Source organism: Gorillibacterium terrae (assembly GCF_051594785.1).
In the GTDB taxonomy this organism is placed as follows: Bacteria; Bacillota; Bacilli; order Paenibacillales; family NBRC-103111; genus Gorillibacterium.
The window spans coordinates 36,895-52,232 of record NZ_JBPPGI010000003.1 but is presented as its reverse complement, the minus strand read 5'-3'; the positions used below and the strand labels follow the sequence as shown (position 1 = coordinate 52,232).

The 15,338-nt window shown below is 60.7% G+C and carries 15 protein-coding genes; 3 read left to right on the top strand and 12 right to left on the bottom strand.

The genetic code is table 11. From position 1 onward, the window contains the following. The 11 genes from yycF to ACSEXS_RS12860 form a co-directional block, all read right to left on the bottom strand. Complete coding sequence (gene yycF / locus ACSEXS_RS12910; protein WP_438433647.1) at positions 1-726, bottom strand: response regulator YycF; 726 nt, start codon at positions 724-726, stop codon at positions 1-3. Positions 727-989: 263 nt separating this feature from the next. Beyond that, positions 990-2,384, bottom strand: coding sequence for a sensor histidine kinase (locus tag ACSEXS_RS12905; RefSeq protein ID WP_438433646.1), 1,395 nt, complete (start codon positions 2,382-2,384; stop codon positions 990-992). Continuing rightward, the gene (locus ACSEXS_RS12900) at positions 2,372-3,034 is read right to left on the bottom strand and encodes a response regulator transcription factor (protein ID WP_438433645.1); all 663 of its coding nucleotides are present in this window, start codon (positions 3,032-3,034) and stop codon (positions 2,372-2,374) included. The genes ACSEXS_RS12905 and ACSEXS_RS12900 overlap by 13 nt, the downstream gene beginning before the upstream one ends. A gap of 65 nt (positions 3,035-3,099) precedes the next feature. Continuing rightward, entirely contained in the window at positions 3,100-3,861 is a 762-nt protein-coding gene (locus ACSEXS_RS12895; RefSeq protein WP_438433644.1) for a lantibiotic immunity ABC transporter MutG family permease subunit, read from the bottom strand. A gap of 1 nt (position 3,862) precedes the next feature. Then, positions 3,863-4,591: a lantibiotic immunity ABC transporter MutE/EpiE family permease subunit gene (locus tag ACSEXS_RS12890; protein ID WP_438433643.1), complete on the bottom strand. Its 729-nt coding sequence runs from the start codon at positions 4,589-4,591 to the stop codon at positions 3,863-3,865. Position 4,592: 1 nt separating this feature from the next. Next, the gene (locus ACSEXS_RS12885; protein ID WP_438433642.1) at positions 4,593-5,306 is read right to left on the bottom strand and encodes a lantibiotic protection ABC transporter ATP-binding protein; all 714 of its coding nucleotides are present in this window, start codon (positions 5,304-5,306) and stop codon (positions 4,593-4,595) included. Between the two features lie 150 nt (positions 5,307-5,456). Beyond that, on the bottom strand, positions 5,457-7,268 hold the full coding sequence (locus ACSEXS_RS12880) for a peptidoglycan DD-metalloendopeptidase family protein (RefSeq protein ID WP_438433641.1): 1,812 nt from the start codon (positions 7,266-7,268) through the stop codon (positions 5,457-5,459). 467 nt (positions 7,269-7,735) lie between these two features. Then, on the bottom strand, positions 7,736-8,422 hold the full coding sequence (locus ACSEXS_RS12875; protein ID WP_438433640.1) for a hypothetical protein: 687 nt from the start codon (positions 8,420-8,422) through the stop codon (positions 7,736-7,738). A gap of 121 nt (positions 8,423-8,543) precedes the next feature. Beyond that, the gene (locus ACSEXS_RS12870) at positions 8,544-9,080 is read right to left on the bottom strand and encodes a DUF2812 domain-containing protein (RefSeq protein ID WP_438433639.1); all 537 of its coding nucleotides are present in this window, start codon (positions 9,078-9,080) and stop codon (positions 8,544-8,546) included. Continuing rightward, a complete protein-coding gene (locus tag ACSEXS_RS12865; RefSeq protein WP_438433638.1) occupies positions 9,073-9,420 on the bottom strand; it encodes a PadR family transcriptional regulator in 348 nt (115 codons plus the stop codon). Before ACSEXS_RS12865 ends, ACSEXS_RS12870 begins: the two co-directional genes overlap by 8 nt. Before the next feature lie 232 nt (positions 9,421-9,652). Beyond that, complete coding sequence (locus ACSEXS_RS12860; protein WP_438433637.1) at positions 9,653-10,939, bottom strand: adenylosuccinate synthase; 1,287 nt, start codon at positions 10,937-10,939, stop codon at positions 9,653-9,655. A 325-nt stretch (positions 10,940-11,264) separates the two neighbouring features. On the opposite strand from ACSEXS_RS12860, the gene ACSEXS_RS12855 reads away from it, so the two are divergent. From ACSEXS_RS12855 to ACSEXS_RS12845, 3 genes are read left to right on the top strand one after another with little or no spacing between them, the layout of a single operon-like run. Next, positions 11,265-11,732 (top strand): helix-turn-helix transcriptional regulator, encoded by a 468-nt coding sequence (locus ACSEXS_RS12855; protein ID WP_438433636.1) that lies wholly within the window; start codon positions 11,265-11,267, stop codon positions 11,730-11,732. Between the two features lie 5 nt (positions 11,733-11,737). Further along, positions 11,738-12,640, top strand: a complete 903-nt coding sequence (locus ACSEXS_RS12850) for a radical SAM protein (RefSeq protein WP_438433635.1) — start codon at positions 11,738-11,740, stop codon at positions 12,638-12,640. A 29-nt stretch (positions 12,641-12,669) separates the two neighbouring features. Next, positions 12,670-13,920, top strand: coding sequence for a coproporphyrinogen-III oxidase family protein (locus tag ACSEXS_RS12845; protein WP_438433634.1), 1,251 nt, complete (start codon positions 12,670-12,672; stop codon positions 13,918-13,920). Positions 13,921-13,979: 59 nt separating this feature from the next. On the opposite strand, the gene dnaB is transcribed toward ACSEXS_RS12845, so the two are convergent. After that, the gene (gene dnaB, locus ACSEXS_RS12840) at positions 13,980-15,335 is read right to left on the bottom strand and encodes a replicative DNA helicase (protein ID WP_438433633.1); all 1,356 of its coding nucleotides are present in this window, start codon (positions 15,333-15,335) and stop codon (positions 13,980-13,982) included. Between the last annotated feature and the right edge of the window lie 3 nt (positions 15,336-15,338).

Here is a 15,338-nt window from a genome sequence, read left to right as displayed (position 1 = left end):
CTAGAAGCCTCCGCTTAGCGCCGGATTGCGCAGCATGTAGCCGAGGCCCCGCCGCGTCGTGATGTACGCCGGCTGGCTCGGGTCGTCCTCGATCTTCTCGCGGAGGCGGCGGATCGTCACGTCCACGGTGCGCACGTCGCCGAAATAATCGTAGCCCCACACCGCCTGGAGCAGATGCTCGCGGGTCATCACCCGGCCGGCGTTCTTCGCCAGGTAGTGCAAGAGCTCGAATTCGCGGTGGGTCAAGTCGAGCGGCACCCCGTCCTTGTAGACGACGTACGTGTCGCTGTCGATCACCAGCTTATGGATGCGCAGACCCTCCTTGCCGGTAGCGGCCTCCGCCTTCGCCGGCTGCTGGTTGTTCGTCTGCCGCCGCAGATGCGCCTTCACCCGCGCCAGCAGCTCGCGGTTGCTGAACGGCTTGGTCACGTAATCGTCGGCGCCCATCTCCAGGCCCAGCACCTTGTCGATCTCGGAGTCCTTGGCCGTCAGCATGATGATCGGCGTATTCGAATGAGCCCGGATCTCCCGGCAGGCGTCCATACCGTCCTTCAGCGGCAGCATGAGGTCGAGCAGAATCAGATCGGGGCTCTCATGGAGCGCAAGCTCCACGGCCCGGACACCGTCGTAGGCGCAGATGACCTCATAGCCTTCTTTTTCCAGGTTAAACTTCAGAATATCCGCAATCGGCTGCTCGTCGTCCACCACGAGTATTTTCTCCTGCACACGCGTTCCCCCCGGGTTCCGTTCTGGCTTCTCTATCAAAGAAGGACGAGGGCTTGTCCCTGCGTCCTCGCGATTGTTGGTCCTTCTCGTCCCATTGTACCATATTCGAACGCGCGCCGCCCCTTGCCCGGGAACCATTTGGAATCGTTCTGGAAGTTAAAAAAAGACGGCTGCCTAAGCAGCCGCCGGGTGTGCGGAAGCCCGGTTCGGCAGAGGACGCCCGTCACCGCTCCCGCACTCGCCTATTCGGTTCCCCGACCCGCTCATGGCCGGACAGCGCCCTCCTGTGCCATCGGCAGCTCGATCGTAACCCGTCCGCCGCCGGATACCGGGTCGTTGGTCAGCGACAGCTCGCCGCCGTGCCGGCGGACGATCGTCTGGGCGATGGACAAGCCCATCCCGTGATGGATGCCGGACTCACGGCTCGGATCGCCCCGGTAGAACCAGTCGGTGGCGTTCTTCCGGTCCGCCGCGGTGAACCCCGGCCCGCTGTCCGTCACCGTGATCCGGATGCCCTGCGGCGTACCCTGAGCCCGGAGGGTGATCCGGCCCCCCTCCGGGGTATGCTCCACGGCGTTCGCGACCACGTTCAGGATCGCCCGGTCGAGCAGCTTCGGGTCGACCTGAACGAAGGCGGGGCAGCGGTCCGTCTCGACCCGGACGTCGATCCGCTTCTCCGCGCCGAGCGCCCGCAGCTGCTCCTCCCAGCCGTCGATCAGGTGCGCGGCTTCGGTTCGTTCCGGCCGAAGCGCCGCTTCCTCCCGTCCTTTGGACAAATCGATCAGGTCGGCCAGGTATCGCTCCATCCGCTCCGCGCCGTTCAGGACGTAGCGAAGGTACTCCTGCTGCTCCGGGTCCTCGACGGCGTCGCTCAATAGCTCGGCATTGCCCCGAACGATGGTCAGCGGCGTCTTGATGTCGTGGGCGAGCGCGGAAATCTGCTCCCGCCGGTTCGCCTCCAGCTCCCATTGCTGCGTCAGCGACTGCTTCAGCTCGTCCTTCAGCTGCCGCAGCGACTCCGCCACGCGGTCGATCTCATAGATGCCGCCCGGCCGCACGTCGAAGTCCAAATCCCGGCGCAGGATGTTCTCCGCCGCCGTCTGAAGACCCGCCAGCCTGCGCGAGACCTTGCGACCGAACACCGCCGACAGCGCCAGCATCAGCGCGAGGAAGCCCGCCAGGAACAGCAGGATGCCCATGAGCTCGGGATTAGGCAGCCCTTTCCTCAGCGCGGGCGAATGGAACTGCATCGTCAGCGGGTAACTGAGAATGCGGATCTCGTCATCCCGCCGAATGGAAGTAAAATACCGCCGCGAGCCCTGGTTGCGGCCGGACTCAAACCAGGCCCAAGCCTTGGCGGTCTCTCCCGGTCCCATGCTCCCGTACCGGTAGGTCCCGTCCGGCGCGAAGACCGCGAACCGGGCCAAATCCGGCACCAGCTCGTCCGTCAGCTTGTCGGCTGCCGTCAGGGCCTCCCGGCTGTCGTTGATTCGGTTCTCGACGGCGTTGGCAGGCAGGATGCCTCCCGCGGCGGTTGCCGTGTAATAGAGTGCGAGCAGAAGCACGACCCCGAGGAGCGTGCCTGCAAAGAGCAGGCCGAGATAGCCGAGAAACAGAGTGCGCAGCCGAACGGTTTTCGGCGCTTTTAGGAAGTCCATTTGTACCCGATCCCCCAGACTGTCTCAATCGGCGATACCCCGAACCCGGCCAGCTTCGCCCGAATGTTCTTGACGTGCTCGGCAATCGCCGAGCTGTCGCCTTCGCCGTCGAACCCGAATACCGCCTCGTAGATCCGCTCCTTGGAGAACACCTGGCCCTGGTAGCGCGCCAGGTGCTCGCAGATGCGGTATTCGCTCTTCGTGAGCGCCACCTTCTGCTCCCCGGCCCAGAGCTCGCAGGCCGACAGGTTGAACCGCAGCGCGCCCAGCACGAGCAGGTTCCGCTTCTCCCGGCTCTCGCGCCGCAAGTGGGCATTCACCCGGGCGCGAAGCTCGCCGGTTCGAAACGGCTTGAGCAGGTAATCGTCCGCCCCAATTCCAAGCCCGAACAGGATGTCCGCCTCCAGCGTCTTGGCCGTGAGGAACAGGATCGGGCAGTCCGTCGCCTGCCGAAGCTCCCGGCACAGGTCGAAGCCGTCCCGGCCGGGCATCATCACATCGAGCAGAATCAGCTCGTACGACGCCAGGCGGGAGAGGTTCAGCTCGTTCGGGTTCGTCAGAGTCGTTACCCGATGTCCGTCCTTGGCCAGCACGCGGCCGATCAGGGCCAGGATATCCGCTTCGTCATCCACAGCGAGAATCTCGGCCATGTGCGTTTCCTCCCTCCCGGATTTAGTCAATTCTTTAAAGGTAACATAAAAGCCTCGCGGCCGCCTCATTCCTTGGGCGATTCGCCCTCCCAGCGCTGAAACCAGGCGCAGGCCAGGCCGAACGAAACCACCAGCGACGCCGCTGCCACTCCGAACCCGGCGTTCGCTTCGGCCAGTACGCCTGCCGGCAGCGCCGTCCCGGAACGGAGCAGCGCCCAGACGCTGACCATCCTTCCCCCCCACCCAAAGGGAACGGCGAGCCAGATTCCCTCGCCCAGGCCGGTCAGCAGAAGCGCCGACAGCAGGCTCCCCACAATGCCCAGCCCGATGCTGGCTCCCTTGCCGAAGCGCAGGCCGAGAACCAGATGCACGACATACAGCGCGGCGTTGCCGAGAGCCAGGATCAGGCCCGCTTGAGCGAAGACAGCCAGGCCCAGCGGGCTGCCGGGCAGCAGCAACGCGTGCCCGGCGCCGTACAATACGGTGGCCAGCACCGAAGCCGCCGTTCCCAGCGCGAGCAGCACCACGCCCTTGCTGAGCAAGCCGAGCGCTTTGGGATCGGCCGCGAGGAGCAGCCGCTGGCAGCGTCCGGCTGCGGCCTCCTGCTCCGCCGCCATGGCGCAGACAATTCCGATCACCAGCGGAAAGCCGATCGCCAGCACCTGAACGTAGCCGGAGACCATCGCGGCGTCTGTCCGCAGAGACGCGGCGGCGTAGGCCAGGAACAACCCGGCGAAGAGCACGGGCAGGAGCAGGTGAAGCCAGAGCAGGGGCGTTCGCCGAACCTTTTGCCAATCCGACCGGATCAGGCGCAGCAGAGTCCTCATGCTACCTCGCCTCCTTCTTGCGGAACCACAGCGAGGTGAGCGCGAGGAGAAGGACGGCCAGGACCAGCGAGATGACGAGGCCGGGCAGGATAACGCCTTTATCCCATAGCGGGTCCCCCGCCTCCAGCGGCAGGCCGTTCGGCGCGATGCCCAGCACCGCCGCCATCAGCCGCAGCGGAATGGCATAGGGGACGGCCCACCAGTAGGCGTGGGGCGCGGCGAGCAGACCCGAGGCGAGGCCGACGAGCAGGTTGGCCAGCACCGAGACGAACAGGCCGAGCCGGGCGGCGAGAAACAGGCAGAGCGGAATTTGCCAAGCCATCGTGACGACCAGCAGCAGCGAACCGAGCAGACCGTCGGCGAGGGAGACCGCTTGGTTCCATACCTGTCCGCCGAGCGTCGCTCCGGCGAAGAGAAGCAGGCATGCCGCCGCCAGCCAGACCAATCCGAGCCCTGCCTTGCCGAGCCAAATCCGCGAGGGCGAAACCGGCAGCGACAGCACGGGCCGGAATTTCATCCGGGCGTCCTTTTGGATCAGCAAGGCGCAGAAGAGGCTGAGCGCTCCGGGGAGCATCAGCACATACCACCAATTGTAGGCGCCGGATTGAAAATACCGGCCGTGCATCAGCGCGAAGCTGAAGAACAGGGTCAATAGAGGAGCGAGCCAGACCAGCTTCATCGCAAAGGTCCGTTTCATCTTCAACCGTTCCGCTTGGATGGGACGCAGCATCTCACATCCCCTCCTTTCGGTGGGCGGCCGCCACGTCCATGAACAGCGACTCCAGATCCTGCTTGCCGTCCGGTCTTCCTTGGTACCCGAGCACTCCCCCGGCGATGATCCCGATCTCGTCGGCGACCTGCTCTACCTCGGTGAGAATATGGCTCGACAGGATCACCGTAATCCCCTGAGCGGGAAACGCGCGGATCATCTCCCGGAGCTGGCCGATCCCGATCGGATCGAGGCCGTTCGTGGGCTCGTCGAGGATGAGCAGCTTCGGCCGGTTCAACAGCGCCAGCGCGATGCCGAGCCGCTGCTTCATGCCCATCGAGAATTGGCCGGCCCGCTTGCGGCCGGTCGCGGTCAGATCGACCGCCTGGAGCACCTCGTCAATGCGCGACTCGGCAAGCCCCAGCAGGGTGGTCTGCACCCGCAGGTTTTCCCGGGCGGTCAGGTTCTCATACAGCGGGGGGGCTTCGATCAGCGCGCCGATCTCGGCCAGATGGCTTCGCCGCCACTCCTCGCCGCGGAATAGTATGGTTCCCGACGTCGGCCGCAGCATGCCCGTCAGCATTTTCAACAGCGTCGATTTGCCCGCCCCGTTCGGGCCAAGCAGCCCGTATACCGTGTTCCGGGGTACCGCCAGATCGACCCGGCTAACCGCCTCTTGGCGCTTATAGCTTTTACATAGCCCCTGGGTTTCCAGCAGGAGTTCGTTTCCGTTCATCCTTCATCATCCTTTCCTTGCCTCTTAGTCTAGCGGGCAATTATCAGGAATTGATCAGGATCGGCCGACCGGCAATAAAAAAGAGCCGTCCCCCCGGTTTAAGCCGTGGGGACAGCCCTTATGCGCGAGCGGTAGGCCCGCCGCTATCGACTACCAGTTCAAATACTTGAGCGGGTTCTGAACGCCGCCGCCCGTGATGACTTCAAAATGCAGGTGAACGCCGGTCGAATCGCCGGTGCTGCCCATGTAGCCGATTTTCTCGCCCTTCTCGACGATCTGGCCTTGGGAGACGTTCACCTTGCTCATATGGCCGTACATGGTCTTATAGCCGTTCTTATGATTAATCAGGACATAATTGCCGTAATCGTAACGGAAGCCGGTGCTCTCGACCACGCCATTGTCGGCGGCGAGAATGTTGCGGTTCGAGGAAACGAGATCGAGACCCTTGTGCAGCTTGCCCCAGCGGTAGCCGAAGCCGCTTGAGAGCGACGCGCCGATGACCGGCCAGGCAAAATTGCCCGTTCCTTCGCCGAGAATCACCTTGGTGCCGCGTTTGATGACCTCGCTCACCGGCTTGACGAGCACTTCTTCCTTGATCAGCTCTTCCTTGACCACTTCACCGTTCTCTTTGGTCAGGGAGAAGGTGACCTTCTTCTTGCCGACCTTGCCGGCGCTGATCTTCTTCACGATGCCTTCCTTCAGGTTCGGATCGCGAATCACTTGCGTGCCGTAGGCGATCTCTTCGGTCTCCACGGCATTCTCCACCGTCCGCACGGTCAGTGCGGGCTGTAGGACGGTCAGGTTCAGCTCCTGCCCTTCCTTGATGAAGTCGCCCTTCAGCGCAGGGTTCTTCTTCTGGATGTCCTGGGTGGTGATATCGAACTTCTGGGCGATGAAGCTGAGCGTATCGCCGCTTGCCACCTTATAGGTACGGGGCCGGACATCGCCGGTCTTCAAGGTTTTGAGCAACGTCGCCGCATTGCTGAAGCTGCCCGGCTGAACGTCCACCGGCTTCAGCTCCACCTTCTCGACGAACTCCACCTTCTTCAGGGCGCTGCCTGCCGTCGCCTTTGCCAGCGGAGCGGCCAGGGTCGTCACCTTGCTGGCGGTCTTCGCCTTCTCGGAGGCGGGTATGTAATCGCCCTTGATCGATTCCAGAAGCTGATCGGCTTCCTTCTCATCCTTCAATACGCCGACGCTCTTCCCGTCGACGACCAGCTCCACGCCCACGGCATGGGAGGACAGCAGGGGAGTCAGCTTGGTAAGGGTGCCGCTGTCGTCCGACTCCGGCTTGAAAGCCTTTTCAGCCTTCACGGTGATCCCTTCCGTATTGAGCACCATCTGCAATCCGGGATATTTTTCCGCCAGCTTGCGGTATTCGGAGAGCTTGAAGTCGTCGACGACCTGCGGATCGCTGACGATTCCCACTTCCTGATTGTTCATGTAAACATGGAACACTTCATATGTGTTCGCCTGGACGTACCGGTGGCCGCCCCAGGTGATGGCTCCTACCAAGAGGAGCGTGCCGGCGACAAGGCCCGCCGACAGCATCCGCTTCCGCCGGGAAATCGGCTGCAGCGGCAGCATCATCAGCTTCGGCTTCTCGGCTACCTGCAGCGGAAGGTGCTCGGCGACGGGTTGGTTCTCCGCCATCGTCGGCTGCAGCGCTGCTTCGGCTGCCTTCGGCTCTTCCGTCTTCGGCATCGCCGGCGAGCCGCTTTCGCTCTTCAAGCGAATCGACGCGGCCGGCTTGGCGCTGCTTGCCACGGCATCGGTCGCACGTCCGGACCGGTCCTTCCCTCCGGCCGGCTTTACGCCAGGGGCCAGGATGGGACCGGCAGCCTTGCCTTTCGCCTTGGCGGGAGCCTTGCCGGTATTCCCCTTCTGTCCGGAGACGGCAGGTTTCTTCGCCGCCTTGGCTTTTCCTTTTGCAGGAGAAAAGGCCGCTTGCGGCTGTTTCACCGATTGGCCGGCGGGTAATAGGGTATAGGGAGATTCTGTATCTCCCAATTTAGTTGAAGTCGATAAGGCCGCCTGGGAAGGTTCCCCCTGCTCAGATGTCTGCTCTGGGTTGCCATGAACCGCGGCAGTCAAGCCTTGACATTGGCTCTTAAGCGCTCTCTCTTCGCGAGAGAACAGCCGACGAAGCCAATCTATGCTCTTGAAAGCTGTCATGACTCTCTCCTCTTGAAACAGTGTCCGCCTGAATGCGCCGGTCCCCAAAGGGTCCCCGATCCCCGAAGCATCCGTGAATTGAATCCAAATCCGATCATTCTTCGACAGGTTGCGACGAATTTCAGCGGCTGAATGCGTCCCGGGTAGGACGCGGAAGGGATGTCCCCTGCTAAAAGGCACACCCCAACAAAGCTTAATCTAATTTATCACATCGATTACGATTCTTTCAACCGTTTCGCTCACAAATTGTTTGATTATTCGTATTTGTTCAAGATATTCAATAATTGGCCATACTCGGCTTGGTTCAAGTAACGCAAGGATTCTTCCTTCATCCGGGCCAGCTCCGCTGCGGTAAGTCCGTCCTCCAGCAAGGCGGTCAGCTGCTGCAGGACGCTCTCCGGCATCTTCGTGAGGAGGGCGATCATCTGCGCCTTGTCCGTCTCCGACATTCTCTCCTTCAGGTCCACCAGTTGCTGGCTGGTCATGGCAAGCGAGGCCCCCGCCGAGGAAGTCCCGACGCTGCCGAGGCTCTGCACGCGGTCCTTCTGCCCTTCTGCGCCCGGAGAAGCTCCGGGTCCGCCGCCTTCTTCCGCTCCGCCGAGCGCGCTGCCGGGCGAGCCGGAAGAGCCGGGCGATGGGGACGCGCCGGTTATGTCGGCGTTCGCCGGCGTGGCGGAGGGCGTCGCTCCGGCCGCTCCCGTTCCGGGGCTCGGGGTGGAGGCTTCCGCGAGCGGGGTCGGCAAGGTGCCGTCCGCTGCATTCTTGCTGCCGCCAAAGCCGAACAGGTCGGCAAGCCCCGTATCCGGCACGTCGATCTGATAGGCGGTGAGCAGCTTGTCGACATACGTTCGGATCGTCAGCCAGGTGAAGCATAAGGTCAATCCGCTGATCAGCATCGTTCCGATCATCAGCTTGGCCGTCCATTGAAGCCATTTGGTCATGGTTCGATTCTCCCTTCAAAAGCCATGATGAGGTTCATGACCGGTATCGGTCCCTCACCAGTATTGACGGGATGTCTTGGAATCTAAACCACTTCGAAGACGCTGGGGCCGCGCAGCAGGGTTAACTCAACCGGCCGATCCTGCTTCGGTAGGCGACGAACATCATCAGATTGGGGACGCCGATCACAGCGCCAAGCCCGGTGAGGACAAGCGCCGCCGTACTTGAAAAGGACGACTCTCCGCCCCAGCCGACGGCCAGCCCGGCCAGCAGGACCGGCAGGCTGATCATCGCGCTCCAGCCGGTTATCCGGCTCATACGCTCGTACTTTTCCCGGCGGGTGCTGCGGTCGGAGAAGATGGGCGGCGTGCCGGGAGTCGCGGCGAACACATGCATTTCCTCACCCGCGCTGCACACATGCCGCCAACCCCCGGCCTCAAACACCTCCCGGTATTCCGGCCAATCCGCCGGGTCCACCCGCTGCATATCAAGGCTGTAGACGAGCTCTTGCGGCTTTCCCCGCCTCAACCGGTACCCCAGAAAAGCAAAGGACTCCAAAAGCCATCCCTCGGCGGCAAGTCGCGCCAGCTTGCGCATCTCTTTTTCCTCCGAGAAAGCCAATCCGTTGCTTGTGATATAACGGATGTTCCTCTTAGTCATGGGTACGCTCCTCCTTAGCCTGCTGAATGGCCCTGCGGCCGTGTTCCGCCATTCGGGACCGGCGTTCGATTTCTTTTCCGATGATCGATTTCCCTTGGTCGGTGAGCGAATAGACCTTGCGGCGCTCTTCCTCTTCTCCGTTCAAGACGAGATAGCCGTCCTTTTGCATCTTCTTGATCAACGTATACAGGGTCGCCGGGCCCATCGTCACTTCCTCGCCGGTCAGCTCGGAAATGTACTTCATGATTCCGTACCCGTGCCGCGGCGTCAGCAGGGAGATCAGGATGTAATAAGCCGGATCGGTCAACTGCTCCAGCTCGTAACTGCTGCTTCGGGACACCTTCTTCGCCTCCTTTCCTGAAAGCATTGTATCTTTCTTAGTTATATTCATTAATGATATATCTTTAATGGATATAGTAATTCATTCTTCAGCCCCTGTCAATCCCCTTTCCGCTGCTCCTTCGTCCCTTGTCTGTAGCTTGAACAAAAAAGCCGCGCGCTCCGGATGATCGGAACGCGCGGCGAAATGACGCATGAATGGCTATGGCGGAAGCAACCGCCGAGCCTTGTCGTTAAACGTAAATCGGCCGAACCTGGTTCGTCTGCTCGCGGTTGCGGCCGACGGAGAAGATTGAGATCGGGATGCCGGTCAGCTCCGAGACGCGGCTGACGTAGCGGCGGGTGTTCTCCGGCAGCTGGTCGAGCGAGCGAACGGCGGAGATGTCCTCGCTCCAGCCGGGCAATTCCTCGTAGATCGCTTCGCACTCGTTCAGCACATCGAGGCTCGCCGGATAGTGCTCGATGATCTCGCCCTTGTAGCGGTAACTGGTGCAGATCTTCACCGTATCGAGTCCGGTGAGCACGTCGAGCGAGTTCAGCGATAGGCCGGTGATGCCGCTCACGCGGCGGGCATGCCGCACGACGACGCTGTCGAACCAGCCGACGCGGCGGGGCCGGCCGGTGACCGTGCCGTATTCGTGGCCGGTCTCGCGGATGCGGTCGCCGATCTCGTTGTTCAGCTCGGTCGGGAACGGACCGTCGCCGACGCGGGTCGTATAAGCCTTGGCGACGCCGATGATCTGATGGATCTTCGTCGGTCCCACGCCCGAGCCGATGCAGACCGCTCCGGCGGACGGATTCGAGGAGGTGACGAAGGGATACGTGCCGTGGTCGATGTCCAGCATGACGCCCTGAGCGCCTTCAAACAGCACGCGCTTGCCCTGGTCGATCATGTCGTTCAGGACGACGGACGTATCGGTTACATAAGGCCGGAGCTGTTCGGCATACCCCAGGTAGTTGGCGAGGATTTCTTCTACATCTACCCCTTGGCCCTCGTATACCTGCTCGATCAGCGAGTTCTTTTCCTTGACGTTATGCCGCAGCTTGCGCTCGAATTCCTTCGGATCGAGCAGGTCGGCGATGCGGATGCCGCTGCGGGCGGCCTTGTCCATATAAGCCGGCCCGATCCCCTTGCCGGTCGTACCGATCTTGTTGGCGCCCTTGCGCTCTTCCTCCAGCTTGTCGAGCACGAGGTGGTACGGCAGGATGACATGGGCGCGGTCGCTGATCTTCAGATTGGCGGTGGAAAAGCCATTTTCCCGAATATAAGCGATTTCGTCCAGCAGCGCAGCCGGGTTGATGACCGTACCGTTGCCAATGACGCAAACCTTTTCGTTATAGAAAATTCCGGACGGGATTAACGTCAGTTTGTATTTTTTATTGTCGATGAGGATGGTGTGCCCGGCATTGTTTCCGCCTTGATAGCGGGCAACCACTTCCGCCGATTCCGCCAGGAAATCGGTGATTTTGCCTTTTCCCTCGTCTCCCCATTGGGTACCGACGACGACTACGGTTGGCATGAACATTCCCCCGTTTGACGCGCCTCTTGGGCGCGGCGAATTTGCCGCTTGCGGATCGCCTTCAGCCGGCGATTCCCGCTCCCGCCCTCCGGCGGCCGCTGCCCCCCGACCATGACAAAGCCATGCTTTTCGGGTGACGCGTCAAAGCAGCATTATCAGTGTACCAGCCGCTACCGGCAAAGTCAATTTGAAAAGACGAACAATCAAGCGATTGGTAATAATTATTGTTCGTATTGATGCTGACCCACAGAATTTAATCCCGTGAAATAAGGATTGACGACATTACCCTTTTGGTGTAATTTTACACTATGTAAGGGGTGCTGATATGAATCAAGAAGAGTTTATTCAACGAATCGATGAGAAGGTTAAGCTCGTCCGTACCGAATATGGCTATTCCCAAGACCGAATGGCGGAGCTCCTCGGGATGTCCAAGAAGACGCTGGTGCAGATTGAAAAGGGACGTTCGTCGCTCGGATGGATGGGAGCTGTTGCCCTTTGCAGCCTTTTCGGGCGGAGCGAGATTCTCAGCATGAGCTTCGGCGGTCCTCCGGTAGACATCGTCATGGCACTTGCCTTTGGAGAGACGGAACGCCACTATCCTAAAACCATGGGCGGCAAGGTGTGGTGGACGGACGTGTCGAAGGAAGGCCATTTCAAAATTCAAAAGAATATGATTTCCCAACATTTCCGCCTTCTTGATGGCGGCAACCGCCGCATCTGCTCCTCTTTCGACTACGAATCGGTTAAAGTCCGCTTGAACGAACTCCTGTCCCCAGATTCGGATAGGGGGTAAGCGGCATGAAGCTGTCCACCCTGCTCCAGTTCTCCCTATTTGGTTTGTCCACCATCTTGTTCAAGCGGACGAAGCCGATTCTCGCCACCCTCATCGTGACCGATGCCTGCAATTTGCAATGCAAACACTGCTCCGTGAATAACCTCACCGGGGTCATTCATTCGTATGAGAGCCTCCGGGATGAGATGCAGAGCTTGTATGACGAAGGGATTCGCATCCTGTTTTTTTGCGGCGGGGAGACCTTCTTGTGGACGGACAGGGGCCGAACGCTGCGGGATGTCGTCCGCGCTGCCAAACAAATCGGGTACCCCATCGTCAATGTCGTAACCAATGGCACTTATCCATTGGAATTGCCGGAAGCCGACCTGATCCTACTCAGCCTGGATGGCTCACGTGATCTCCACAACACGATTCGAGGCGACACCTTTGACCTCATTCTCCATAACATCGACGCTTCTCCAAGCAGCCAGATTTGCCTCTACATGGCCATCAACCAGATCAATCAGGGAGAGATTGAAGCCGTCGCCGACATGGCGAACCAGCATCCGAACATCCGCGCTATCTCCTTCAACTTTCATACCCCTTATCCCGAAACGCAAGCCCTGCAGCTCGATGCCGCCCAGAAAACCGGCTGCCTTAGCCGAATTGCGGCTCTCATGGATCAAGGGTATCCGATCTTCAACCTGCGCTCCGCTTTCCCCTATATCGCCGAGAACCGGTTTGCCACTCCCTGCCGTCAGTGCCTGGTTTCCGAGAACGGTACCCGCTATATCTGCGGACGCTGCTCGGAGGTACCGGGGCTGTGCGACAACTGCGGCTACTTTTTTGCTGCCGAATACTCTCTCGTGTTTGGCGGCAATCCCCGGGTGATCGCGGATATGTTGTTCACCTATCTAAAGTACATCTAATCTGGTGCGCCTTAAGGAGCGATCGGCCTATGCTTACCTCCCTCATTAGAATCGGCCTTACCCGTTCGTTTGCTCCCTTCGTCTTTGAAGGCAAGCAAACCCCACGCCTCGATTTTGCCGAGCTTGAACCGCTGGGACTTTACGTTCATATTCCCTTTTGCCGGTCTCTATGCCCCTTCTGCCCTTACTATAAGGAACTGTATGACGAAGAACAGAGTTCTCGCTATGTCGAAGCGCTGCTGAAGGAGATTGACCTGGTCGGCCAGTCGCTGCCCTCACGCAAACCGGTAACCACCCTCTATTTCGGCGGGGGAACTCCGGCCCTACTTGCTGCATCCTTGGGAACGATCATTAAGCGGCTGAACCGCTACTTCCTGATCCAGCAGGGAGTTGGCTTGGAGCTCCACCCCGACGACATCACGCCGGCTACCCTCTACACGTTGAAGCAGGCCGGGATTACCCTCGTCAGCATCGGCATTCAATCCTTTGACGAAGGCTGTCTCCGCACTATTGGAAGATCGGGCAAAGACCTGATGGAAAAGCTGAGCCTGGTGCGAAGCTTCGGATTCTCTGTCATCGACGTAGACCTCCTCTTCGGCTTGCCGGGGCAAACCGAGGGCAGCCTGCTGTGCGATCTGCAGACGGCTTTTGCGGAAGGGGCCACACAGGTGTCGGCCTATCCGTTCATCGACTTCTCGTATGCGACGAATCCCCGGCCTCCCGAATCCCACCGACTGAAACGCGATCGTCTCGCCGCCCTCACGGCCGCAGCGGATCGGCTGGGACTGGAGCGAACCTCGGTCTGGACCTTCGCCCGTCCTGGAACCACCCCCTATTCTTCGGTGACCCGGGACTTCTTCCTCGGCTTTGGTCCAAGCGCGGCTACGCTGCTGCAAACTTCCTTCAAGGTCAATACCTTCTCCGTGAAGGAATACGCGGAGGCCTTGTCTGCCGACATGCTGCCGACCGCGCTGACTCTCGCCTTCACCGAGCGCCAGCGAGCCGTCTATTCTCTCTTCTGGGCCGCGTACAGCCTGAGGCTGGATGACCGGAGGTTTGCCACAGTCACCGGCAAGCGGCTCGACGACATGTTCGGCCTGGAACTGCGTTTGGCCCGGCGCCTGGGCTTGCTTGCTCGGACGCAACATGGATACCGGCTGACCGATCGGGCCAGCTTCCTCTACCACCGGCTGGAGCAGGCCTACACGACGGCCTACATCGATAAAATGTGGAATATCGCACAGCAGGAGCCTTATCCAAAGAAGGTTATTCTGCGATAATGGTCGGAATCTGCCGTCCCCTAACAAAAAAGTCCGCCCAATCGGGCGGACTTGATGGTTTACCCCGCCGCTCCCTGCTGGCTGCGGTCGAGGCTGACAAACTTATTGTAATTCTTCAAGAACGCCAGCTCCACCGTGCCCACGGGGCCGTTACGCTGCTTGGCGATGATGATCTCGATGATGTTCTTCTTCTCCGATTCCTGGTTGTAATAATCGTCCCGGTACAGGAACGCGACGATGTCGGCGTCCTGCTCGATCGAGCCCGATTCGCGCAGGTCGGACATCATCGGCCGCTTGTCCTGCCGCTGCTCGACGCCGCGGCTGAGCTGCGACAGCGCAATGACCGGCACTTCCAGCTCGCGGGCAATCTGCTTCAGCGTCCGGGAAATCTCGGAGACTTCCTGCTGCCGGTTCTCGCCGTTCTTGCTGCGGCCGTGAATAAGCTGCAGGTAGTCGATCAGGATCATGCCCAGCCCTCGTTCCTTCTTGAGCCGCCGGCACTTGGCGCGGATGTCGCTCACCGTCACGGACGGCGAGTCGTCGATATAGATATTGGCCTCGGACAGCGAGCCGATGGCCATCGTCATCTTCTCCCAGTCGTCCGGCTCCAGGAAGCCGGTGCGAAGCCGCGTTGCGTCCACGTTCGCCTCGGCGCAGATCATACGCTGGACGAGCTGGGACGCGCCCATTTCCAGGCTGAAGATCGCGACCGTCTCCTTCTCGCGCACGCCGACATTCTGGGCGATGTTCAGCGCGAACGCCGTCTTCCCGACGGACGGCCGCGCCGCCACGATGATCAGGTCGGAGCGCTGGAAGCCGGAGGTCATCTTATCCAGGTCGCGGAAGCCGGACGCGATGCCGGTGGTCCCTCCCTTGTTCTGCGAGAGGAATTCCACCTTCTCGAAGACCTCCATCAACACGTCGCGGATGGAGATGAAGCCGTTGCCGCCGCGGCGGTTGGAGATCTCCAGGATGCGCGCCTCGGCCTCGCTGAGCAGGCCGCCGATGTCATCCTCGCTGGCATAACCGTTGGTTACAATCTGCGTTGCCGCCCGGATCAGCCGGCGGAGCATGGATTTCTCCTCGACGATCTGGGCGTAGTAATCGATATTGGCCGCTGTCGGCACCGCGTTGGCCAGCTCCGACAGGTAGGTGACGCCGCCCACCTCTTCCAGTTGGGCCCGCGCCTGAAGCTTGGCCGTCAGGGTCACCAGATCGACGGGTTCATCCCCATCGGCCAGCGAAATCATCGCTTCGAAGATATAACGGTGACCCGTCCGGTAGAAATCGTCGCCGGAAAGCCGCTCCATCGCCGTGACCAGCGACTCTCCGTCCAGCAGAATGGCGCCGAGCACCGCCTGCTCCGCCTCCAGGTTCTGCGGCGGAATGCGCTCGAGCAGCAGTTCCCCTTCCATCTT